This is a genomic window from Stenotrophomonas sepilia (assembly GCF_003244875.1).
Taxonomy (GTDB): domain Bacteria; phylum Pseudomonadota; class Gammaproteobacteria; order Xanthomonadales; family Xanthomonadaceae; genus Stenotrophomonas; species Stenotrophomonas sepilia.
Genome location: NZ_LXXZ01000096.1, coordinates 1 through 23426 on the forward strand (window position 1 = coordinate 1; position 23426 = coordinate 23426).

Here is a 23426-nt window from a genome sequence, read left to right on the forward strand (position 1 = left end):
CCTGCCCCCCCCCCTCCCCCTCGACCCCGCCGCCTGCGACCGCGCCCGCCTGGCCCGCGACGCACGCTTCGACGGCGTGTTCTTCACCGCCGTGCGCAGCACCGGCATCTATTGCCGCCCGGTGTGCCCGGCACCGCCACCGAAGCCGCGCAACATTACCTACTTTCCGACCGCCGCGGCCGCCGCGGCCGCTGGGTACCGTCCCTGCCTGCGCTGCCGCCCGGAATTGGCACCGCAGGCCCAGCAGGCCCTGGCCGGACAGACCGTGCAGCGGGCACTGGCGCTGATCCAGGGAGGCTTCCTGCAGGAGCAGCCGGTGGCCGATCTTGCAACGAAGCTCGGCCTCAGCGCGCGCCAACTGCAGCGCCTGTTCGTCGAATATCTCGGCGCGACGCCCGGGCAGATCCACGCAACCCATCGCCTGTTGCTGGCCAAACAGTTGCTGACCGAAACCACGCTGGCGGTGACCGACGTCGCGCTGGCTGCCGGCTACAACAGCCTGCGCCGCTTCAATACCGCGTTCCTGCAGGGCTGTGGGATGGCGCCGACCGCCCTGCGTCGCCAGCATCAACCGTTGGCTGCAGATGATGGCGGCCTGGTGCTGCGCCTGGGCTACCGTCCACCACTGGACTTCCCACGCATGCTGGCCTTCCTGCGCAAACGCAGCCTGCCCGGCATCGAACTGATCGGCGAAGACAGCTACCAGCGCGTACTGGGCACGCCCGAGCGCCCCACCCTGCTGCGCGTCACCGCCGATTCGAAGCGGCCGGAACTGCGCCTGCAATTGGGCGCGGTGGATCCGCGCCTGATCCCCGACATCGTGCGCCGCGTGCGTCGGGTGTTTGATCTGGATGCCGACCTGCAGCAGGTCCATGCCGCGCTGGGCGAAGAACCGCTGCTCGCGCGTGGCATCGCCGAACGCCCCGGACTGCGCGTGCCCGGCGGCTGGGATGGCTTCGAGGTGGGCGTACGCGCGGTACTCGGGCAGCAGGTCAGCGTGGCCGCGGCCACCACCTTCGCGCGGCGCCTGGTCGATGCCTACGGCGCACACCTGCCGGGCATGCCATCGGAATTCGATCGCCAGTTCCCCGCGCCCGAGGTACTGGCCGAGGCACCATTGGAATCCATCGGCCTGCCGCGCAGCCGCGCGGCCACCGTGCGCGCCCTGGCCGCCGCCTGCGCCAGCGGCCGGCTCGACTTCGGGCCCGGCCAGGCCTTGGAGGAATTCGTGGCCCGCTGCGTTGCACTGCCCGGCATCGGCCCCTGGACCGCTCAGTACATTGCCCTGCGCGGACTCGGCCAGCCCGATGCCTTCCCGGCCGGCGATCTTGTACTGCAGCAGGTGCTCGGCCACGCCCAGGGCCAGCGCCTGAGCGAACGTGCGACCGAAGCGCGCTCGCAACCGTGGCGCCCGTGGCGCGCCTACGCGGTGCTGCACCTGTGGCACCTGTCCGGCACGTTCGTTGGAGAACCGACATGACCCTGTTGTTCGATCGTTTCGACAGCCCGATCGGCGTATTGACCATCGCCGGTGACGAGCGTGGTCTTGCGCACGTGCTATTCCCCGAGAACCGCCACCCCGCACGCGGGCGCGACGGCTGGCATCACGCGCCGGGTGCATTGCCGGAAGCGCGCGAACAGCTGCTGCAGTTCCTGCACGGTGAACGCAGCCGGTTCGACCTGCAGCTGGCACCACGAGGCACGCCTTTCCAGCTGCGCGTGTGGCAGGCGCTAGCGTTGATTCCGTTCGGCCAGACCTGGAGCTATCTGCAGTTGGCGCAGCACCTGGGCCAGCCCAGCGCGACGCGCGCGGTGGGCGCGGCCAATGGCCGCAATCCATTGCCGATCATCCTGCCCTGCCACCGCGTGATCGGCAGCAACGGTGCACTGACCGGCTTCGGCGGCGGCCTGGAAACCAAGGCCGCGCTGCTGCGGCTGGAACAGCGCCAGGCACCGCTGTTCGCCTGAGAGGGCTGGCCGGGCTGCGCCCGGCACCCGCAGAGGCTAGAGCAACAGCAACTGCAACAGCGGGCTTGTTGCGGGGAGGCGGGGCGGCTGGTAGGTGTCGACATTGGTCGACACGGTAAATCCACGCCATGCGTGGATGGAAGCATCAGGAATACGTCTGGAGAAAAGCCCCCTGCTTGTTGAAGGGGGGCGCCGACAGGCGCGGGGATAAGGAAAAATGCGCGGAGACGGCGCGCGATAGTGCGCCGTGTCTTGGGCGCGTCATTACCTCGCACTATCATGCGCGGATGACTTCCGTACGCCTGACCTGCGCGCTGGCGCTGCTGCTGCCCTTGGCCGCCTGCACCACCGCGCCTGCCCCTTCCGCCTCCGTTCCCACACCCGTCGCTGCGGCGGCACCGCCCAAGCTGCTGCTGATCTCCATCGATGGCCTGCGTGCCGACGCGCTGGATCGCGGCCTGACCCCGAACCTGCAGCGACTGATCGACGGCGGCGTGCGTGCACGCTGGATGACCCCGTCCTATCCGTCACTGACCTTCCCCAACCACTACACCCTCGTTACCGGCCTGCGCCCGGACCACCACGGCATCGTCAACAACAGCATGGACGATGAAGCACTGGGCCGGTTCGAGCTGAGCAATCGCGAAGCGGTGACCACCAGTGGCTGGTGGGGCGGTGAACCGATCTGGGTCGGCGCCGAGAATGCCTGCGTTCGGTCGGCCACCACCTCATGGCCGGGCAGTGAATCGGAAATCCGCGGCGTCCGCCCCAGCCAGTGGCGTGTGTACGATGGCAACGAACCACTTGAGCAACGCGCCGGCATCGTGCTCGATTGGCTTGCACAGACCGACGCCGATGCCCCCCGCCTGACCACGCTGTACATGGAACACGTGGACAAGGCCGGCCACAACTACGGCCCCGAATCGAAACAGTATGCCGACGCCATCGTGCGCGCCGACCAGATCGTCGGCCAAGTGCTCGATGGACTGCAGCAGCGCGGCCTGGCCGCGACCACCAACGTGATCGTGGTCTCTGACCATGGCATGGCCAGCGTGCCGGTCGGCCACGTGATCGCCACCGAATCGATGGTCGACCCGGCGATTGCGCGCAATGTCAGCCAGGGCCAGTCGGTCGGCTTCGCACCAGTGGTCGGCCATGAAGCCGCCGCCGAACGCGCTCTGCTCGGCCGCCACGCGCACTACGAATGCTGGAAGAAAGAAAAACTGCCGGCGCGCCTGCACTACGGCACCCATCCGCGCATTCCCGCCATTGTCTGCATGATGGATGAAGGCTGGGATGCCCTGCATCAGGAAAAGATCGCCAAGCGCGAACAGCAGGACCGCGGCTCGCACGGCTACGACCACGCGCTGCCGTCCATGCGCGCGGTGTTCGTGGCCAGTGGCCCGTCGTTCCGCCAGGGCCTGGTGATCGATGGCTTCGACAATGTCGATGTCTATCCACTGCTGGCACACCTGCTGCAGGTGCCGGCCGCGCCGAACGACGGCAACCCGGAAACGCTGAAGCAGACGCTGCGCTGATCCGGTTGTAGAGCCGAGCCCACGCTCGGCTCACCGGACAGGCATAAAAAAACGCGGCGCCAGGCGCCGCGTTTTCTTTAGACCGGTCGTTCGGCCGGATCAGGCCTTGGCGACGGCCTTCTTCGCCACGGCCTTCTTCGCCGGAGCCTTGGCCACGGTCTTCTTGGCAACCGGGGCGGCGGCGCCTACGGCGACCTTGCTCGCGGTATGCGAACGGGCGTTGCCGTAGCTGGCGTTGTAGCGCTTGCCCTTGGCGGTCTTGCGGTCACCCTTACCCATGTCTTCAACTCCTCAAGTGTGAAATCTGGTTACCCCGTACTGACACGGGTTCGGCGGGGCCGCCTTGCTGGGCGCCCCCGCGCACGATCGAAAATCCTATCACGGAGCGCCTAGTGCGCGCAGCTGGCGTCGTGTACGTGGCCGTGGTTCAGGCGCAGGTTGACCAGATGGGCAACGCCCACCAGCAGGCCACCGATGGTCATCACCACCGCATGCGGCACGGCGTTGTGATGCAGCGGCTCGTACAGCACGCCGGCCCACAGCGCGACCAGGCCGGGGATCAGGAAGCCCAGCGCACGCAGCGCGCCGTGGCGGCGGTAACCCCAGACCAGGCTGAACAGCCCAAGCAGGGTCACGAACAGCACCAGCGCCTGTTCGACGCCGTCGCTCAGCCAGAACGACAGGCCCAGCGAGGGCGCTGCCGCCAGCAGCACCGGGATGACTGCGCAATGCACCGCGCACAGCATCGAACCGGTGGCACCGAAACGGTCGAGCAGGTGGCGCAGGCGTGGGGACAAGGACATGACTTCCAGCAGGGTCGGCGAATCGCTATGGAATAATATAACATCCCTCTCCGACCCGCACGCTTTCCCTCCCCCTGTCCCATCGACGGGATTCGTGCGCCCCGCGATTGATACAGTGTAACAAAGGACCCATCCATGCCCGCCCACACCGCACGGCTCAAGCCGCATTCCCTGGCCCTGGCCCTCGCCGCCCTGCTGCCGTCCGTCGCCTTTGCAGCCGGTCAGGACACCGCCCATCGTGACCGCCACCTGACCGAGCTGTCCTCGGTGCAGGTCACCGCGTCGCCGCTGCAGGGCGATGCCGAATCCCTTGCGCGCCCGGTGGAGGTGCTGGCCGGTGAGCGCCTGGACGAACAGAAGGCCGGCACCCTCGGCGATACCGTGGCCAAGCTGCCCGGCGTGCAGAGCACCTTCTTCGGCCCCGGCGTCGGCCGCCCGATCATCCGTGGCCAGGAAGGCCCGCGCGTGGCCGTGCTGTCCAACGGCATGGGCAACATGGATGCGTCCACGGTCAGCGCCGACCACGCCACCAGCATCGAACCGTTCCTGGCCGACCAGATCGAAGTGCTGAAGGGCCCGGCCACGCTGCTGTTCGGCAGCGGTGCCATCGGTGGGGCGGTCAACGTGGTCGATGGCCGCATCGCGCGCGAGCTGCCCGAGCGCCCGCTCAGCGGCCGCGCCGAGCTGCGTGGCAATTCGGTGAACAACGAGCGCAGCGGCATGTTCCGCCTCGATGGCGTCAGCGGCAATGTCGTGCTTCATGTGGACGGCCTGGTGCGCAATGGCGACGACTACCGCATTCCCGGCTATGCGGTGATCGACAGCCTGGAAGACCACCACGACGACCACGACCATGATCACGCGGGCGAGGAAGTCGAAGAGCCGCGTCGCGGCCGCCTCGAGAACAGCTCCATCCGCACCCGCGCCGGCGGCGTCGGCGCAACCTGGCTGGGCGACGGCGGCTACTTCGGCGTGTCGGCCAGCACCTACCGCACCAACTATGGCATTCCCAACGGCGCGCACGTGCACGCCGACGGTGATGATCATGGGCATGACCATGGTCACGACCATGGTGATGAAGAGGAAGGCGGTGACGAACACGACGTGCGCATCGACATGGTGCAGAACCGCTTCGAGACCAAGGCCGGCATCTACGACCCGGTCTCGTTCCTGAAGAACATCAACGCGCGCGTGGCCTACACCGACTACGGGCACGTGGAGCTGGAGGCCGGCACACCGTCCACCCGCTTCACCAACCGCGGCATCGAGGCACGCCTGGAAGCGGTACAGCAGCAGATCGGCGGCTGGGACGGCGCCTTCGGCCTGCAGTTCGGCAACAGTGATTTCGGTGCCAAGGGCGAAGAGGCGTTCGTTCCGGATACCGGCACGAAGAACATCGGCCTGTTCGTACTGCAGGAAAAGCACTTTGGCCCGTTCAAGCTGGAACTGGGTGGCCGCCACGACCAGGTCAAGCTGGACCCGACCGGTGACTACCGTCGCCGCACCTTCGGCGCCACCAACCTGTCTGCCGCTGGCATCTGGAAGCTCAACGATGCGGTTGACCTGCGCATCGGCGTGGACAGCTCCGAACGTGCACCGACCAACGAGGAGCTGTATGCCGCCGGCGCGCACATCGCCACCCGCTCGCTGGAAATCGGCGATGCCAACCTGAAGACCGAGCGCGGCCAGCGCGTGGAACTGGGTATCCACACCCACAGCGAACGCCTGGACTTCTCCGCCTCGGTCTACCAGACGAAGTTCAAGGACTTCATCTACCTGGCCGACACCGGCGTTACCGAGGGGCTGCCGGTGCGCGCCTGGACCCAGCAGGACGCGGTGTTCCGCGGCGCCGAGGCCGAAGCGCTGGTGCACCTGTTCGAGGGCGGCGCCGGTGACTGGGACCTGCGCGTGTTCGGTGACTACGTGAAAGCCAAGCTGGATGGCAGCGGCAGCCGCAACCTGGACATCGCCGTGCCGCACGGCGACCACAACCACAATTACAACGTGGAACTGGCCAACACCGGCTACCTGCCGCGCATCGCCCCGGCCCGCGTCGGCGCCGACCTGCGCTGGTCGAAGGACGGCTGGCGCGCCTCGGTCGGTGCGGTGCGCTACAGCCGCCAGAAGGACGTGGCGCAGAACGAGGAGCCGAGCGATGGCTACACCCTGGTCGATGCGCACCTGGCCTATCGTTGGGACCGCAACGCCAGCAACAGCTACGAAGTCTTCCTGGATGGCAGCAACCTGACCAACCGCGAAGTGCGCCCGCATACCTCGCTGCTGCGCGACTACTCGCCGCTGCCGGGCCGTGGGGTCGCATTCGGCATCCGCGCGTTCTTCTGATCGGATGCAGGGGGGCGGATCCCTTTCCGCGGGAAAGGGCTCTGCCCCCACTCGCCCTTCAACGCATGGCGGGGCCGCACCACGAATACCACTCTCTCTCCCCGGGGGGCCGTCTGGCCCCCCGTTCCTTTGTGCGTGAGCGAGGTCGCGGCGCCCCCGCTCACACACCCGTCACAAAGATGTGCGTACCACAACAAGCGGACAATCCCGTCACCCAATGTCTCGCCAATCGGACACTTTTGTCCGAAAATAATTCCATGACTGCCCAACGTGCCGATGCCGCTGCCCGCCGTGCCCTCATCCTCGACGCCGCCGATCATGTGTTCGGCCAACACGGTGTCACTGCCCCACTGGACCTGGTGGTCGAACGCGCCCAGGTGGGCCGCGCCACCCTGTACCGCAACTTCCCCGACCGCACCGCGCTGATCCAGGCGCTGCTGCAGCGCACGGTTGATCGCATCCGGCGCCAGGTCGAACAGCTCGGTGACCGCGACGACGCCCTGTTCGAGGTGTTCGAGGGCATGGCCCAGCGCATCATCGATTCGCCCGCACTGGCCGATTACTGGCGCGCGGTCGATTCGGACGTGCCGGCCATGCGCGCGGCGCGCGAGACCGTGCGCGACCTGCTGGAGGAACCGATCGCCCGCGCCAAGGCCGCCGGACTGTGCCGTGCCGACCTGGAAAAGACGGATATTTCACTGATCTCGGGCATGCTGGGTGCGGCCCTGCGCGGCAAGACCCGCGACGAGCGCGCCCACCTCGCCGGGCGCGCCCTGCAGCTGCTGCGCGGGGGTCTCCAGGGAGCAACCAGCGAGGCGCGCTGATGGTCCAGCCGTATCTGAAGCCGGTTCCGGATTGGGAGGAGCACGAGAAGCCGACCATGCCCGGCTCGGCGTCGATGCCCTGGCACCCGCCGTACCGGCGTGCGGCCTATGCGCTGGTATCGTTGCTGGTAGCGATCACCGGCGGCCTCGGCAATGCGCTGGTCACCGCCAACCTGCCGTTCCTGCAGGGCCAGCTGGCGCTGACCCCGACCCAGGGCAGCTGGCTGGTGGCGGCCTATGCCATGGTCAACGTCACCGCCAACCTGCTGGCCTTCAAGTTCCGCCAGCAGTACGGCATCCGCCTGTTCGCCGAGATCGGGCTGGGCCTGTATGCGGCGCTGGCGGTGCTGCACCTGTTCGTCGGCAGCTTCGAGACCACGATGCTAACCCGTGCCGCCAGCGGCTTCGCCGGCGCGGCCTGTTCGACACTGGGCACGCTGTACATGCTGCAGGCGCTGCCGCGGCGCTTCACCGGCAATCTGCTGGTGGTCGGCGTCGGCCTTTCGCAGCTGGCGGTGCCGATCGCCTGGATCGTTTCACCAGGCTTGGTGGATACCGGCCAATGGCACCAGCTCTATTCGTTTGAAGCCGGGCTGGCGCTGTGTGCGTTCGCCGCCGTGGTGGTGTTGAAGCTGCCGCCGGGCATCCAGGTGAAGGCGTTCGAGCCACTGGACTTCCTCACGTTCGCGCTGCTCGCCCCGGCCGTCGCCCTGCTGGTGATCGTGCTGGCGCAGGGCTACACGCGCTGGTGGCTCAACACAGCGTGGCTGGGCTGGGCGCTGATCGCCTCGATCGTGCTGTCCACCACCGCCTTGATCATCGAGCACTACCGGCGCAATCCACTGCTGCAGATCCGCTGGCTGTCGACGCTGCCGGTGCTGCATTTCATCGTCGGCGCCTTCCTGATCCGCTTCCTGACCACCGAGCAGTCCTATGGCGTGGTCAACCTGATGCGCACGCTCGGCATGGGGCCTGACCAGATGCGGCCGCTGTTCGTGGTGATCCTGGCCGGGGTGATCGTGGGCATCGCCGGTGCCTCGCTGACCTTCGGCCCGAAGCGGCTGATCGCCCAGCTGCTGATGGCGATCCTGCTGCTGGGCGCTGCCGCCTTCTTCGACCAGCACCGCACCAGCATGGATCGGCCGCACGATTTCTACGCCAGCCAGTTCCTGGCCTCGGTCGGCGCCGGCATGTTCATGGGCCCGTTGATCATGCTCGGCATTTCGGCGGCGTTGAAGCAGGGGGTGGACCACATCGTCACCTTCCTGGTGACGCTGTCGATCACGCAGACGCTGGGCGGCCTGGCCGGCTCGGCGGTGCTGGGCACCTTCCAGCTGCATCGCGAGCAACTGTACTCCAGCGCGCTGACCAGCCAGCTCGACCCCGCCGATCCGGTGGTGGCACAACGCCTGCGCATCCAGCAACAGCTGTACAGCGCACAGATCACCGACCCGGTGCTGCGCAGCGCGCAGGGCAGCGCGCAGCTGGCGCAGACCACGCGCCGCGAAGCCAATGTGCGCGGCTTCAATGATGTGTTCACCCTGAGCGGTTGGCTGGCGATCGGTTTCCTGTGCTGGTTGCTGCTGCTGTCGCTGCGCACCGCCGTGCTCAAGCAATGGCGCAAGCGCCACCCCACTTCACCCGTTGCGGCCACACCGGCCGCACACCGCTGAGTCCTCCGCCATGCCCCCCGTTCCGCCCCGATCCGACGACGCCGACAATGTGACTCCACCGCCGCCGACCGACGCGGCACCTGCGCCCACGCCCGTTGAACCGGCAGTCGCGCCGAAGTATCTCAAGCCCAGCGCGCGCAGCGTGGTGGTGATGGTGGTGGTGGCCCTGCTGGGCATTGCGCTGATCCTGCGCGCCTGGCATCTGTGGCCGTTCACCAGCAGCGTGATGGTGACCGACAACGCCTATGTGCGCGGCCAGATCACCGTGATGGCGCCACAGGTCAACGGCTATGTGACCGAAGTGCTGGTGAAGGATTTCCAGCATGTGAGGCAGGGCGAGCCGCTGCTGCGCATCGATGACCGCATCTATGCCCAACGCGTCGCCCAGGCGCAGGCGACGCTCGACAGTGCGCGCGCGGCGCTGGCCAACTCCGACCAGTCGCAGGCGCAGAACCGTGCGCAGATCGCCTCCGCGCGCGCCACGCTCTCGGCCGGGCAGGCCGAACTGCAGCGCTCGCGCAACGAGCTGAAGCGCTACGAGGAACTGGCCGCGCAGCAGCTGGTGTCGATCAATGACCGCGACAAGTTCCGCACCAGCCAAGCCTCGGCGCAGGCCAGCGTGCAGCAGTCGCAGGCGCAGATCCGCATCGCCGAGGAAACACTGGTGTCGACCCAGGTCGCGCGCAAGAGCCTGGAGGCCCAGGTGGAAAGCGCACAGGCGCAGCTGGAACTGGCCCGCATCGACCTGGCCAACACGGTGATCCACGCACCGCGCGACGGCCAGATCAGTGAAGCCAGCGTGCGCGTGGGCCAGTATGTCGCCGCCGGTTCGCAGCTGCTGTTCCTGGTACCTGACACACTGTGGGTGGTGGCCAACTACAAGGAAGGCCAGACCTGGGGAATGGCGATCGGCCAGCCGGCCACGTTCTCGGTCGACGCGTTCCAGGGCCAGGTGCTGAGGGGCCGCGTGCAGGAGATCGCGCCCGCCACCGGATCGGAGTTCAGCGTGTTGCGCCCGGACAATGCCAGCGGCAACTTCACCAAGGTGGTGCAGCGGCTGCCGGTGCGGATATCGATCGATGAAGGCCAGAAGCTGGCCGCGCAGCTGCGGCCCGGCATGTCGGTGATCGTGCGGGTGGATACCGCAGGCAAACCGAAGGACTAGCCCTTGTCATGAAACGGGGTCAGATCCCTTTGCCAATGGCAAAGGGATCTGACCCCACTCAGGATGCCGGCCAGCGGCCGGCACTACCATTGCGTTACCCCGCGCAGCGCGCGCAGAGACCGTGGACTTCCAGCGTCTGCGCCTGCGGCTGGAAACCCAGCTCCTTGGCGCGCTTCTCCAGCTGGCTGACGATCTCGCGGTCTTCCAGTTCCACTGCGCTGTGGCAGCTGTTGCAGATCAGGAATGGTACCGAATGCGCAGCGCTGCTTGGATGATGGCAGGCCACGAAGGCATTCACCGACTCCAGCTTGTGCACAAAGCCATTGGCCATCAGGAAGTCCAGCGCGCGGTACACGGTGGGCGGGGCATCAGCGCCCACGCCCTTGCCGTTACGCACCCATTCCAGCAGCTCGTAGGCCTTGACCGGCTTGCCGGCCTCGGCGATCAGCTTCAGCACATTGGCGCGGATCGGGGTCAGGCGCAGCCCGCGTTCGCGCGAGACACGCTCGACCACCGCCACGAAATCCGATGCGTCGTGGACGTGGTGGTGCGGGGCGGTACAGGCAGTGGCGGTCTTGGCGGGCATGCGTGTTCTCCGGTTCGGGCCTGGCAAGGATGCCTCAGGCCGTTGCTACCTTGGTGATGGCCACATCAATGCGTTTCAAGGCCTGCTCGCGGCCGGCCAGGTAAACGGTATGGGAAATGTCAGGGCTGACCTGGGTGCCGGTGATGGCCACGCGCAGCGGCTGGGCGACCTTGCCCATGCCGATTCCCAGCGCTGCGGCCGCGTCGTGCAGGGCGACGCCCACCGACTCGGCGGTCCATTCCGGCAGCGCGGCCAGCAGCTCGCGGGCCTTGCCCAGCGCCACCTCGGCACCGGCCTTGAAGTGCTTGGCCACCGCCGCTTCATCGTATTCGGTCAGCGGCTGGTACCAGACCACGGCCTTCTCGGCCATTTCCTTCAGGGTCTGCACGCGTTCACGCAGGGCGATCACCACATCCTCCGGAGCCGGGCCGGCGGCCACGTCCAGCCCCAGCTTCTGCAGCTGGTAGACCAGGTGCGGCACGATCGCGGCCACCTCCTCGGTCTTCAGGAAGTGCTGGTTGACCCAGCCCAGCTTGGCCATGTCCAGGCGCGAGGCCTTGGAATTGCAGTCCTTCACGTCAAACAGGTCGATCAGTTCCTGGCGGCTGAACAGCTCCTGGTCACCATGCGACCAGCCCAGGCGGGCCAGGTAGCTCAGCAGCGCATCGGGCAGGTAGCCGGCGTCCTTGTACTGCATCACGTCAGCCGCACCGGTGCGCTTGGACAGCTTGGCGCCCTGCTCGTCCAGGATCATCGGCATGTGGCCGAACTTGGGCACCGGCGCGCCGATGCCTTCATACAGGTTGATCTGGCGCGGGGTGTTGTTGATGTGGTCGTCGCCGCGGATGACCTCGGTGATGCCCATGTCCCAGTCGTCCACCACCACCGCGAAGTTGTAGGTGGGGTAGCCGTCCGGGCGGAAGATGACCATGTCATCCAGCTCGCTGTTGGCGATCTCGATGCGGCCCTTGATCAGGTCATCGAACACCACCGTGCCTTCCAGCGGGTTCTTGAAGCGGATGACGCGGTTCGGGTCGTCCCGGTAGGGCAGGCCCAGATCGCGCGCAGCGCCGTTGTAGCGCGGCTTTTCCTGCCTGGCCATGGCGGCCTCGCGCATGGCATCCAGCTCCTCGCGGGTCTCGTAGGCGTAGTACGCCTTGCCCTCGGCGATCAGTTGCTCGGCCACTTCCCGGTAACGGGCGACGCGGTCGGTCTGGTAGATCGGGCCTTCGTCGTAGTCCAGGCCCAGCCACTCCATCGCCTCCAGGATGGCGTCGATTGCGCCCTGGGTGCTGCGTTCGCGGTCGGTGTCCTCGATGCGCAGCACGAACTCGCCGCCGCGGTGACGGGCCTCCAGCCAGCAGTACAGCGCGGTGCGGGCACCACCGATGTGCAGGTAGCCAGTGGGACTGGGGGCGAAGCGGGTGCGGCAGGTCATGGACGGCTCGAGGAACGGGAATCCCCCGATTTTACCAGCCCACCGCCCCCGACGGAAAAAGGGGACGGAGGGGATTAAGTCGCGATTGCCCAGCCCTGGGGTGCTGTAACCGGGAAGCGGAGGGGCAGATACGACTTAATCCCCTCCGTCCCCTTTTACGGTTCTGCCTTTCGCGGGAAGGACGGCTCGCGCATTGCGGCGTTGTAGGCGAACGAAGCGACGATGGCCGCGGCCTGCTTCAGGTCTTCCGGTTCGGCGTGGTCCCAGGTGTCCAGGTGGCTGTGGTGGACGTTGGTGAAGTAGTCCAGCCGGTCCTGGATGAACTGGAAGCCCGGCAGGCCGATGCGATCGAAGCTGATGTGGTCGGTGCTGCCGGTGTTGCGGGTGGCCACGGTGGTGGCGCCCACGTCATGGAACGGCGCCAGCCAGGCTTCGAAGATCGGCATCGCCGCCAGGTTTTCCTGCGCGTAGATGCCACGGAAGCGGCCCGAGCCGTTGTCCATGTTGAAGTAGACCTGGAACTTGCTGTAATCGCGGGTCTTCTGCAGTGCACCGGTCGGCTCGCGCAGCGACGCCGGCAGCGCTTTCTGGGCCGCGTCAGTGGGGTCGGGGAAGCGACCGAAATGCTTGGCCACATAGGCCTGCGAGCCGATCAGGCCCTGCTCCTCGCCGCTCCACAGCGCCACGCGGATGGTGCGCCTGGGCTTGGCACCGGTGGCCTTGAGGATGCGCATCGCCTCCATCATCACCGCCACGCCAGCGGCGTTGTCGGCCGCACCGGTGCCGCTGTGCCACGAATCCAGGTGCGCACCGATCATCACCACTTCATCGGGCTTGCTGCTGCCGCGGATCTCGGCCAGCGTGTTGTAGCCGGGCTGGTCGGCCTCGTCGGTGAAGCGCGCCGCTACATCCACGCGCAGGCGCACCGTCTGCTTGGCCTGAAGCGCGCGCACCAGCGGATTGAAGTGTTCGCTGATCATCGCCAGTTCGGGGATGCCCACCGGCTCACCGGCCTTGCGCGAACCGCCGCCGGCAACGCGGATGATGCCGTTGTCCCAGCTGCTGATGCTGATCGAGGCCAGCGCGCCCTCTTCGACGAAGAACGCATTGACCTTGGCCGCCAGCTGCTGGCGCTCCTGGTACTCCTTGACCCGCTTGGCGCGCTCGGCGGTAGCGTCCTTGTCCTTGGGCAGGGTGAACTCCTGCAGGCCCTCCAGCGAGGTCGCGTCGTGGCGGTGCGAATCGGGCTCGGTGCCCCGCTTGTATTCGCGTGCCTCGCCCAGCAGGAGGATCTTGCCGCGCAGCTTGCCGCGGTACTTCTCGATGTCTTCGGGCTTCTTGATCTCGACCTGCACCAGCTCGCCTTCGACCGGGCCCTTCGTACCGGGGGTCCAGGCCTTGGGCAGCGCATGCAGCGGCTGCACGCGGTCACCCAGCATTTCCACGCTCGCCGAGGTGAATTCCCAGCCACGGCCGAAATCATCGAAGGCTTCGTCGTGGACGTTGTCCAGCTTCCATTCGTTGAACTTGCCGCGGGTCCACGCATTGGCGAGGCCCATCGCCGGCGAATTGCTCAGGCGCGGGCCGATGCGCTCGGTGAGATAGCTGAAGGTGTCCATCACCTGCGAACGGTGGAACGCCTCCTGGCGGATGCGGCTGACCATGTCCAGGTCCACCGTCTCGCGCTGCTGCGCCCCTGCATTGCCACCCATCACCAGCGCTGCGGCCAGCACGCCCCACTTCAACACATCGCACCCCTGCCCTTCGGCTCGATCATCAACCCATCGAGTCTAGCCAGCCGGGGCGCGGCGATACCGTCCCATCGGTCATGGGCGGCGCGGAAGCGTGCGAACCAAGGTTCGCACCCACAGGAGAGTGATTGGGTCGTACCCACAAAGCCGAATCACCCGCTCCATCCCAGCCACAACTGCGCCCGCTCCGGCAGCAACAGCAACCAGTGCCGCCGGTCGATGCTGCTGCAGCCGTACACCGCCGCGTGTGCCGGCCAGTCATCCGGAAGGCCGCCGATGCCGATCTCGGCCAATGCCTCTGCGCCGGCTTTCCATGGCCGGTAGCGCGGCACCCGGCCGGCCACCACGCCGCGTCCCTGCCGCGCACCCTGCAGCCAACGCAATCCCTGCCCCTGCAATCCTTCGCAGGTCACCGCCGCCAGCTGGAAGCGGACCAGGCCGGGGGCGATCCGCGCCCCCGGCAGGGCCGCCAGCACGCCATGTGCCTGCAGCAGTGCATCCACTTCCAGCAGGGCCGGAATGCCCTGCTGTGCCCGTTGCCGCAATCCCTGGCGCCAGCCCATGGCGTGCTCCTTACTTCAGGTCCGCGCCGAGCGCGTACCAGTCGACCCGGCGGGTCACCCACATTGCCAGCGCCAGGATCACGAACAGCAGCAGCGACCCCATCAGCAGTGCGTTGTTCTCCGACACCAGCAGGCCATACAACGCGCCGTACAGCACGGTCAGCAGGGCCGCGAAGCCGAGGCCGCGCTTCCAATGGCCGAGCACGTTGGCCAGGTACACCGCCTGCAGGCCGATACAGGCCACCGCCGAAACCAGGTAGGCCTTCCAGAACGCGATGTGTTCGGACAGGCTGATCAGCAGCAGGAAGAAGATTGCCAGCGCCAGACCGACCATCAGGTACTGCAGCGGGTGGATGCGCAGCGACTTGATCAGCTCGAACAGGATGAAGCCGACGAAGGTCAGCAGCACGAACAGCACGCCGTACTTGGACGCACGGTCGGCCTGGGTGTAGGTATCGACCGGATCGACCAGCGACACCGTAACCGCCTGCGAGTCGACCGAACCTTCATTGCGCAGCTGCCGCTGTGCGTCGGAGGCCAGCGAGGACACCGCCCAGCGCGCGTCGAATCCCTGTGCATCAACGCGCCGCTCGTTGGGCAGGAACGCACCGCTGAACGACGGATGCGGCCAGCTCGAACGCAGCGCGATGTGGGTGTCATCGCCTACCGGCACCACCGACAGCATGCGGCTGCCATCCAGGCGCAGCTCCAGTTCAACGGTGCTGGCCGCCAGCGTGCCGCCCTGATCCGCAGCGAAACCGGCCACTGGCGCATGCAGGCCACGGCCGACTTCGCTGGCCACGCCGACGCCCGGCAGCAGGCGCAGCTGCTTGCCATCCACGCGCAGGTTCGGTGTACCGACCAGGCCGCGCACATCGGAAATTCCCACCGCCACATACGGCTGGCCATACGTGCGCCCTGCCTTCACCGGATAGTCGTCAGCGGCGAAGCTCGCCTTCATCTGGCCGTTCCAGCTGTACACGGGCACCTTGAACAGGCCGACTTCGCGCTGGCTCGGCAGCATCTCGCCGCTTACCGCCAGCGACGCCGGCATCTGCAGCCAGTGCCCCTCGGTGACCTGCACCTCGGTCTTCTTGACGCCCAGCGGGTCAACCAGTTCAACCTGCTTGCGTTCCACCCACGGCACCACCCGCACCGGGCCCACCAGCTGCTGCGTGCCGGCACGGCTGTCGGCCACCCGCGCAAAGGCCTCGTCGCGGTACTGGCTGCGCTCGGTGATCACCCCGCGGATCATCATCAGCGGCACAAGCAACAACAGGATCAGCCCGCCGACAATGGCGAACCGCAGCAGCATCTTCAGGGATTTCATGGTCCATCCTCGTTGGAGAGGGCTGCAGGATGGACCGCTGCGGTGAGCAGGGTTTGTGGCGAATTTGAAGCGAGTGTGAAGTCAGCGGCGCGGGCGCTGGCCCGCAGCACCCAACGGCAGCCACAGGCTGGCCACCGTGCCACCGCCATCGCAAGCGTCGAGGCTGGCGCGTCCGTCATGCAGGCGAGCCACTTCCTGCACGAACGGCAGGCCCAGGCCGGAACTGCGCCGGCCGCTGCCGGGGCGGGCCAGCGAATAGAAGCGTTCGAACACCCGTTCGCGCGCGTAGTCGGGAATGCCGGCACCGCGATCCGCTACCTGCAGGCGCACGCCCGGCCCGTCCACCTCGGCCTGCAGCGCGATGTCCGCGCCGGGCGGTGAGAAGGCAATGGCGTTGTCGATCAGGTTGTGCAACGCCTGCCGCAGCAGATAGGCATCACCCTGCACGCGCATGTCGGGCACGCTGCCGATGCGCACCTGCACGCCGGCCGCCTGCGCGCGCACCTGCGCGGCCGCCGCTGCGTCGGCCAGCAAGGTTGGCAGCGCGATCGGATCGCGGGTCTGCAGCCAGCCGTGCTGTTCCACTTCGGCCAGCGCCAGCAGCTTGTCGATCGTCTCGGTCAGCCGCTCCTGCTGATCGACGATGCTGCGTGCGAAATGCACGCGGTCGGCCTCCGGCAGCGGCTCCTGCAGCAGCTCGGCGGCACCGCGGATCGCCGCCAACGGACTCTTCATTTCATGCGTCAGCGACTGGACGTACTGCTCGACGTAGGCCTTGCCCTCCAGCTTGCGGCGCATCGTTTCCAGGGCCTGGCCCAGGTCGCCGATCTCGTCGCGGCGCCGCCGCGGCGGTGGCACCGGTTCGCCGGCGCTGACCGCCCGTGCATAGCGGCTGAGCTGGCCAAGGCCCGTGGTGAGCCACATCGTCACCAGCACGCCGACCAGCGCCGACAATCCGATCAGCCAGGCGCCGCGCTCGATGATGGCGCGCTGGCTGGCCGCAATGAACGGATCGATGCTGCGGTTGGGCTGGGCCAGGCTGAGCACGCCGATCAGGGTGCGGCCATCGGCCGGGTCGTATACCGGCGCCGCCACATGCATCACCGTATCGCCTTCTTCGCCTGGCACTTCCGGGCTGGAGCGGGCACCGTACTCGCCACGCAGGGTGCGGTAGACATCGTTCCAGCGCGAATTGTCACGCCCCAGGTCGCGGCCCAGCGAGTCGTAAATGACGATGCCCTTGGCATCGGTGATGGTCACCCGGTAGTCCAGTGAGCGCTTGGGAAAGCGCCAGACCATCGCCTTCAGGTCACGCTGCCGCGCCTTGGCCAGGTTGCGGGTGAAGCTGCCGCTGCGGATGGTGCCGTCCTTGACATCGGCCGCCGCCATCTCGGCCAGCACGTTGGCGGCATCGACCAGGGTCGATTCCATCGCCTGGCGCACACCCGGCTTCACTTCGTTGACGAACACGCGCATCACGAAGAACGCGGCGATGCCGGTGATCAGGAAGAAGCCGAGGAACAGCTTCAGGACCAGGCGCATCGGCTAGACCTCCAGCGCGTAGCCGAGGCCACGGTGGGTGCGGATCGGGTCGTCGCTGGCACCGGCGGCGCGCAGCTTGGCGCGCAACGTCTTTACATGGGTGTCGACGGTGCGGTCGGCACTGTCGGCGCTGCTGTCCCAGCCGCGATCCATCAACTGGGCGCGACTGAGAATGGCGCCCGGCCGCTGCAGCAGCGCTTCCAGCAACGCGTACTCGTAGCGGGTCAGGTCCAGCGCGTGGCCGCGGAAGCGGATGCGCCGGCCTTCGCGGTCGATGGCGAAGGCACCATGTTCCTGCCAGCCCGCATCGGCGCCGGGGGCTGCCGCGACCGGTGCGGCGCGACGCAGGCGCGCACGCACCCGCGCCACCAGCTCACGCGGCGAGAACGGCTTGGTCATGTAATCGTCGGCGCCCAGTTCCAGGCCCAGCACGCGGTCCACTTCATCGTTGCGGGCGGTCAGGAAGATCACCGGCAGCTGGGCCGCCGGCCCGGGCTGCGCGCGCAGCCGCCGGCACACCTCGAAACCGCCCAGGTCGGGCAGGCCCACGTCCAGCACCACCACGTCGATATCCCCGGCCTGCAGGCGCTTCAGGGCCTCGCCACCGAGCAGGCAGTGGCTGGCGGCATAGCCCTCGCTGCGAAGCGCATAAAGCACGGTTTCGGCGATGGCGGCTTCGTCCTCGACGACCAGGACATGGGCAACAGGAGCTGTCATGGCGCGCAGCATAGCCGCTGCGGCCGCCGCCCCGTACACTGCCGCCCATGAACTATCGCCACGCCTTCCATGCCGGCAACCACGCCGATGTGCTCAAGCACATCGTGCAGCTGGCCCTGATCGACAGCTTCAAGCGCAAGGACAGCCCGTTCTTCGTGCTCGACACCCACGGCGGTGCCGGCCGCTACCTGCTGGCCAGCGAAGAGAGCCGCAAGACCCTGGAGGCCGAGTCCGGGATCATGCGGCTGATGGCCCAGCCCAAGCTGCCGGAGGTGGTCGAGCGCTACCTGAAGGCGGTGCAGGCCGACAATCCGGTGGGCGCGTTGACCAACTACCCGGGCTCGCCGCTGCTGAGCGCACAGGCCATGCGTGCGCAGGACCGCATGGCGGTCTGTGAGCTGCAGGAAGCCGAAACGGCCACGCTGAAGGCCCTGTTCGCCCATGACAGCCGCGTCGATGTGCGCCCCGGCGATGGCTATGCCCTGCTGCGTTCGCTGCTGCCGCCGAAGTTCAACGGCAGCAAGATCGGCCGTGGCCTGGTCCTGATCGACCCGCCGTACGAGGCCCAGGACGCCGAATACCAGAACATCCTGGCCGCCCTGGCCGAGACCCTGGCACGCTGGCCGCAGGCCACCTGTGCGGTCTGGTTCCCGATCAAGCAGCGCCGCACCATCCTGCACTTCCTGCGCAAGGCCACCGCCCTGCCGGTGAAATCGGCGATGACGATCGAGTTCCTGGTGCGCCCGGACGACTCGCCGCTGCGCCTCAACGGCAGCGGCATGCTGCTGCTCAACCCGCCGTGGCAGTTCGACCGCGTGGTCGGTCCGGCCCTGCCGGCGCTGCGCCAGCACCTGGGCGAACCCGGGGCCAGCACCCGCCTGGACTGGCTCAAAGCCCCCGAATAACGGCCTTCACGAGGCTGTACCGCCGTGAGCCTTTCGTTCACGGAACGCAGCCCCGGTGATGCCACAATCGATGGACCACCAAGGAATCACCCGGTATGGCCACTCGCAACCGCATGCCGCCCTGGCATGAGATCTTCAAGGCTCCCAGCGGCCACGAGCTGCTGATCCGCCCCATCCGCCCGGAAGATGGCGCACCGCTGCAAGCGGCATTCAGCCTGTTCGGGCCGGAAGAAATCCGTGATCGTTTCCTGCAGGCGGTGACCGAGCTGTCGCCGGAAACCACCCAGCGCCTGACCCACCCCAACCCCAAGACCGAGATCACCCTGGTCGCCGCCGAGTCCCTGCCCGCTGGCGAAGCGGTGGTCGGCGCGGTCGCCCGGGCCTCGATCATCCCCGGCACCCGTGAAGCCGAGTACGCGATCCTGATCAGCCGCTTCCTGATCGGGCAAGGCCTGGGACGGCAGCTGATGCGCAAGCTGGTGAAGTGGGGCCGTGGCAAGTACCTGGACCGCCTGTACGGCGACGTTGCCGCCGAGAACGAACCGATGAAGCAGCTGGCCGCGTCGCTGGGCTTCAAGCCTGTGCCGCACCCGACCGGCGCCGAAGGCCTGGTCCGGATGGTGCTGGAGCTGGACAACTGACGGATGCGCCGGGCCGTGCCCGGCCACGTCTCCCGGTAGTGCCAGCCGCTGGCCGGCATTCCGCTCTGCCAACGGCAGATGAGGCTGCCGGCAGCCGGCCGGCACGACGCACAGGAGCCGGATCGGGCTTCTGCTAAAATCCGGGGTCCATGTCGCGTACCTCATACCCCGCCCCGCCGCTGCCGCGCGCCGGCCAGCTCCGCGCCTGGTGGCGCGCCCCCGCCTCGCCCACCGCACTGGCCTGGTACCTGGCCCAGGCAGCGCGCGTGCACGACGCTCCGCTGCTGGTGATCGCCCGTGACAACCACGGCGCCAACCAGCTCGAAGCCGACCTGCAGACCCTGCTCGGTGGCGACCCGGCCCTGCCGGTGGTCGCCTTCCCGGACTGGGAAACCCTGCCCTACGACCGCTTCAGCCCGCATCCGGACATCATCTCGCAGCGCCTGGCTGCCCTGCACCGCCTGCCCACGCTGAAGCGTGGCCTGGTGATCGTGCCGGTGCAGACCCTGCTGCAGCAGCTGGCCCCGCGCAGCTACGTGATTGGTGGCAGCTTCGACCTGAAGGTCGGCCAGCGCCTGGATCTGGAAGCCGAGAAGCGCCGCCTGGAAAGCGCCGGCTACCGCAACGTGCCGCAGGTGATGGATCCGGGTGACTTCGCCGTGCGCGGTGGCCTGCTCGACGTGTTCCCGATGGGCGCCGACGAGCCGCTGCGGGTGGAACTGCTGGACGAGGACATCGATTCGATCCGTGCCTTCGATCCGGAAAGCCAGCGTTCGCTGGACAAGGTCGAGGCCGTGCACATGCTGCCGGGCCGCGAAGTGCCCATGGACGAGGCCAGCATCGCCCGCGTGCTGGCCACGCTGCGCGAGCGCTTCGATGTCGATACCCGGCGCAGCGCGCTGTACCAGGATCTGAAATCCGGGCTGGCGCCGGCCGGCGTCGAGTACTACCTGCCGCTGTTCTTCGAGCGCACCGCAACCCTGTTCGACTACCTGCCCAGCGGCAGCCTGCCGGTGGTCTGTGCCGGTGCCGGCGAAGCCGCCGAGGCGTTCTGGGCGCAGACCAGCGAGCGTTATGAGCAGCGCCGCCACGATGTGGAACGGCCGCTGCTGCCACCGTCGGCGCTGTACCTGTCGCCGGAGCTGCTGCGCGAGCGCCTGAACGATGCCCCGCGCATCGAGGTATGGGCCGCCGACCACGCACGCATCGCCGACGCGCACGCGCTGGGCGACCAGCCGCTGCCCCCGCTGCCGGTGGCCGCACGCGAAGCCCCCGCCGGCGATGCGCTGAAATCCTTCCTCGGCCATTATCCGGGCCGGGTACTGATCGCCGCCGATTCGCCCGGCCGCCGCGAGGCACTGCTGGAAGTGCTGCAGGCCGCCGAGCTGAAGCCGCCGGTGGTGGCCGACCTGCCCGGTTTCCTCGCTAGCGATGCGCGCTTCGCGATCGCGGTAGCGCCGCTGGAAGATGGCTTCGCGCTGGACGATCCGCGCATCGCGGTGCTGACCGAGCGCCAGCTGTTCCCCGAGCGCGCCGGCAGCACCCGCCGCACGCGCCGTGCAGGCCGCGAGCCGGAGGCGATCATCCGCGACCTCGGCGAGCTGACCGAGGGTGCGCCGATCGTGCACGAGGACCATGGCGTCGGCCGCTACCGTGGCCTGATCGCGATGGACGTCGGCGGCATGCCGGGCGAGTTCCTCGAGATCGAATATGCCAAGGGCGACCGCCTGTATGTACCGGTCGCCCAGCTGCACCTGATCAGCCGCTACTCCGGTGCTTCGGCGGAAACCGCACCGCTGCATTCGCTCGGTGGCGAGCAGTGGAGCAAGGCCAAGCGCAAGGCCGCCGAGAAGGTGCGCGATGTGGCCGCCGAACTGCTGGAGATCCAGGCCCGCCGCCAGGCGCGTGCCCGCCTGGCACTGCAGGTGGACCGCGCGATGTACGAGCCGTTCGCCGCCGGTTTCCCGTTCGAGGAAACCCCCGACCAGCTGGCCGCGATCGATGCCACCCTGCGCGACCTGGCCAGCAGCCAGCCGATGGACCGCGTGGTCTGCGGCGACGTCGGCTTCGGCAAGACCGAGGTGGCGGTGCGCGCTGCATTTGGTGCGGCCAGTGCCGGCAAGCAGGTGGCGGTGCTGGTGCCGACCACGCTGCTGGCCGAGCAGCATTACCGCAACTTCCGCGACCGTTTCGCCGATTACCCGCTGAAGGTCGAAGTGCTGTCGCGCTTCAAGACCAGCAAGGAAATCAAGGCCGAACTGGAGAAGGTGGCCGCTGGCACCATCGACGTCATCGTCGGCACCCATCGCCTGCTGCAGCCGGATGTGAAGTTCAAGGACCTGGGCATGGTCATCGTCGACGAGGAGCAGCGATTCGGCGTGCGCCAGAAGGAGGCGCTGAAGGCGCTGCGCGCCAATGTGCACCTGCTGACCCTGACCGCCACGCCGATCCCGCGCACCTTGAACATGGCCATGGCCGGCCTGCGTGACCTGTCGATCATCGCCACGCCACCGCCGAACCGGCTGGCGGTGCAGACGTTCATCACCCAGTGGGACAACGCGCTGCTGCGCGAAGCCTTCCAGCGCGAACTGGCGCGCGGTGGCCAGCTGTACTTCCTGCACAACGACGTGGAGAGCATCGGCCGCATGCAGCGCGAGCTGTCCGAGCTGGTGCCGGAGGCACGCATCGGCATCGCCCACGGGCAGATGCCCGAGCGCGAACTGGAAAAGGTGATGCTGGATTTCCAGAAGCAGCGCTTCAACGTGCTGCTGTCGACCACGATCATCGAATCGGGCATCGACATCCCCAACGCCAACACCATCATCATCAACCGTGCCGACCGTTTCGGCCTGGCCCAGCTGCACCAGCTGCGTGGCCGCGTGGGCCGTTCGCACCACCGTGCCTACGCCTACCTGATCACCCCCGACCGTCGCGCGATCACCCCCGACGCCGAGAAGCGCCTGGAAGCGATCGCCTCGATGGACGAGCTGGGCGCCGGCTTCACCCTGGCCACCCACGATCTGGAAATCCGCGGCGCCGGTGAACTGCTTGGCGAGGACCAGAGCGGGCAGATGGCCGAGGTCGGCTTCAGCCTGTATACGGAGCTGCTGGAACGCGCGGTACGCAGCATCAAGCAGGGCAAGCTGCCCGACCTGGATGCCGGTGAGGAAGTGCGCGGCGCCGAGGTCGAGCTGCATGTGCCGGCACTGATCCCGGAAGACTACCTGCCGGACGTGCACACCCGCCTGACCCTGTACAAGCGCATTTCAAGCGCGCGCGACAGCGATGCACTGCGCGAACTGCAGGTGGAGATGATTGACCGCTTCGGCCTGCTGCCGGATGCGGCAAAGCACCTGTTCGCCATCGCCGAGCTGAAGCTGAAAGCCAATACGCTGGGCATCCGCAAGCTCGACCTGGGCGAGAACGGCGGCCGCATCGTGTTCGAGTCCAAGCCGAACATCGATCCGATGGCGGTGATCCAGCTGATCCAGAAACAACCGAACCTCTATGCCATGGAAGGGCCCGACAAGCTGCGCATCAAGCACCCGCTGCCGTTGCCGGAAGACCGCTTCAATGCGGCCCGCGCCCTTCTGACCACACTTGCCCCGGGTTGATCGCCCCCCGAACACCCCGCACCGG

19 protein-coding genes are annotated in these 23426 nt (G+C 67.6%); 10 read left to right on the top strand and 9 right to left on the bottom strand.

Annotated elements, in window-relative coordinates; all coding sequences use genetic code 11:
- Position 1 precedes the first annotated feature (1 nt).
- From A7X97_RS19400 to A7X97_RS19410, 3 genes are all read left to right on the top strand, one after another.
- A complete protein-coding gene (locus A7X97_RS19400) occupies positions 2 to 1480 on the top strand; it encodes a DNA-3-methyladenine glycosylase 2 family protein (RefSeq protein WP_111008339.1) in 1479 nt (492 codons plus the stop codon).
- The gene (locus A7X97_RS19405) at positions 1477 to 1968 is read left to right on the top strand and encodes a methylated-DNA--[protein]-cysteine S-methyltransferase (RefSeq protein WP_061479516.1); all 492 of its coding nucleotides are present in this window, start codon (positions 1477 to 1479) and stop codon (positions 1966 to 1968) included. Before A7X97_RS19400 ends, A7X97_RS19405 begins: the two co-directional genes overlap by 4 nt.
- Positions 1969 to 2255: 287 nt before the next feature.
- Positions 2256 to 3506 carry an alkaline phosphatase family protein gene (locus A7X97_RS19410; protein WP_088496917.1) on the top strand — a complete coding sequence of 417 codons (1251 nt, stop codon included), beginning with the start codon at positions 2256 to 2258 and terminating at the stop codon, positions 3504 to 3506.
- A gap of 99 nt (positions 3507 to 3605) precedes the next feature.
- Here A7X97_RS19410 and A7X97_RS19415 read toward each other — a convergent pair whose 3' ends face one another.
- Both A7X97_RS19415 and A7X97_RS19420 read right to left on the bottom strand, forming a co-directional pair.
- The gene (locus A7X97_RS19415) at positions 3606 to 3785 is read right to left on the bottom strand and encodes a 30S ribosomal protein THX (RefSeq protein ID WP_004150462.1); all 180 of its coding nucleotides are present in this window, start codon (positions 3783 to 3785) and stop codon (positions 3606 to 3608) included.
- 110 nt (positions 3786 to 3895) lie between these two features.
- The gene (locus tag A7X97_RS19420) at positions 3896 to 4309 is read right to left on the bottom strand and encodes a MerC domain-containing protein (RefSeq protein WP_088496916.1); all 414 of its coding nucleotides are present in this window, start codon (positions 4307 to 4309) and stop codon (positions 3896 to 3898) included.
- Between the two features lie 135 nt (positions 4310 to 4444).
- Here A7X97_RS19420 and A7X97_RS19425 point away from each other — a divergent pair, with 135 nt between their 5' ends.
- The 4 genes from A7X97_RS19425 (at position 4445) to A7X97_RS19440 (ending at position 10314) form a co-directional block, all read left to right on the top strand.
- Positions 4445 to 6652, top strand: a complete 2208-nt coding sequence (locus A7X97_RS19425) for a TonB-dependent receptor (RefSeq protein ID WP_111008340.1) — start codon at positions 4445 to 4447, stop codon at positions 6650 to 6652.
- A gap of 257 nt (positions 6653 to 6909) precedes the next feature.
- Positions 6910 to 7476 (top strand): TetR/AcrR family transcriptional regulator, encoded by a 567-nt coding sequence (locus A7X97_RS19430; RefSeq protein WP_005415802.1) that lies wholly within the window; start codon positions 6910 to 6912, stop codon positions 7474 to 7476.
- Positions 7476 to 9149 carry an MFS transporter gene (locus A7X97_RS19435; protein WP_072166844.1) on the top strand — a complete coding sequence of 558 codons (1674 nt, stop codon included), beginning with the start codon at positions 7476 to 7478 and terminating at the stop codon, positions 9147 to 9149. Before A7X97_RS19430 ends, A7X97_RS19435 begins: the two co-directional genes overlap by 1 nt.
- A gap of 10 nt (positions 9150 to 9159) precedes the next feature.
- A complete protein-coding gene (locus tag A7X97_RS19440) occupies positions 9160 to 10314 on the top strand; it encodes an HlyD family secretion protein (RefSeq protein ID WP_061479520.1) in 1155 nt (384 codons plus the stop codon).
- Positions 10315 to 10408: 94 nt separating this feature from the next.
- Here the strand turns inward: A7X97_RS19440 and A7X97_RS19445 are convergent, their stop codons facing one another.
- The 7 genes from A7X97_RS19445 to creB all read right to left on the bottom strand — a co-directional run bounded on the left by A7X97_RS19445 (position 10409) and on the right by creB (position 18253).
- Complete coding sequence (locus tag A7X97_RS19445) at positions 10409 to 10900, bottom strand: Fur family transcriptional regulator (protein WP_005415799.1); 492 nt, start codon at positions 10898 to 10900, stop codon at positions 10409 to 10411.
- A 34-nt stretch (positions 10901 to 10934) separates the two neighbouring features.
- Positions 10935 to 12338, bottom strand: coding sequence for a glutamate--tRNA ligase (gene gltX, locus A7X97_RS19450; protein WP_072166846.1), 1404 nt, complete (start codon positions 12336 to 12338; stop codon positions 10935 to 10937).
- 155 nt (positions 12339 to 12493) lie between these two features.
- Positions 12494 to 14086 carry a M20/M25/M40 family metallo-hydrolase gene (locus A7X97_RS19455; protein ID WP_072166847.1) on the bottom strand — a complete coding sequence of 531 codons (1593 nt, stop codon included), beginning with the start codon at positions 14084 to 14086 and terminating at the stop codon, positions 12494 to 12496.
- Positions 14087 to 14241: 155 nt separating this feature from the next.
- Positions 14242 to 14652: a hypothetical protein gene (locus A7X97_RS19460; RefSeq protein WP_072166848.1), complete on the bottom strand. Its 411-nt coding sequence runs from the start codon at positions 14650 to 14652 to the stop codon at positions 14242 to 14244.
- 10 nt (positions 14653 to 14662) lie between these two features.
- Positions 14663 to 15982 (bottom strand): cell envelope integrity protein CreD, encoded by a 1320-nt coding sequence (gene creD / locus A7X97_RS19465; RefSeq protein ID WP_088496914.1) that lies wholly within the window; start codon positions 15980 to 15982, stop codon positions 14663 to 14665.
- 81 nt (positions 15983 to 16063) lie between these two features.
- Positions 16064 to 17524: a two-component system sensor histidine kinase CreC gene (creC, locus tag A7X97_RS19470; protein WP_111008341.1), complete on the bottom strand. Its 1461-nt coding sequence runs from the start codon at positions 17522 to 17524 to the stop codon at positions 16064 to 16066.
- Between the two features lie 3 nt (positions 17525 to 17527).
- Positions 17528 to 18253 (bottom strand): two-component system response regulator CreB, encoded by a 726-nt coding sequence (creB, locus tag A7X97_RS19475; RefSeq protein WP_072166850.1) that lies wholly within the window; start codon positions 18251 to 18253, stop codon positions 17528 to 17530.
- 35 nt (positions 18254 to 18288) lie between these two features.
- Here creB and A7X97_RS19480 point away from each other — a divergent pair, with 35 nt between their 5' ends.
- The 3 genes from A7X97_RS19480 to mfd all read left to right on the top strand — a co-directional run bounded on the left by A7X97_RS19480 (position 18289) and on the right by mfd (position 23401).
- A complete protein-coding gene (locus A7X97_RS19480) occupies positions 18289 to 19146 on the top strand; it encodes a 23S rRNA (adenine(2030)-N(6))-methyltransferase RlmJ (RefSeq protein WP_072166851.1) in 858 nt (285 codons plus the stop codon).
- A gap of 95 nt (positions 19147 to 19241) precedes the next feature.
- The gene (locus tag A7X97_RS19485) at positions 19242 to 19787 is read left to right on the top strand and encodes a GNAT family N-acetyltransferase (protein WP_004150340.1); all 546 of its coding nucleotides are present in this window, start codon (positions 19242 to 19244) and stop codon (positions 19785 to 19787) included.
- A gap of 149 nt (positions 19788 to 19936) precedes the next feature.
- Positions 19937 to 23401 (top strand): transcription-repair coupling factor, encoded by a 3465-nt coding sequence (gene mfd, locus A7X97_RS19490; protein WP_111008342.1) that lies wholly within the window; start codon positions 19937 to 19939, stop codon positions 23399 to 23401.
- Positions 23402 to 23426 lie beyond the last annotated feature (25 nt).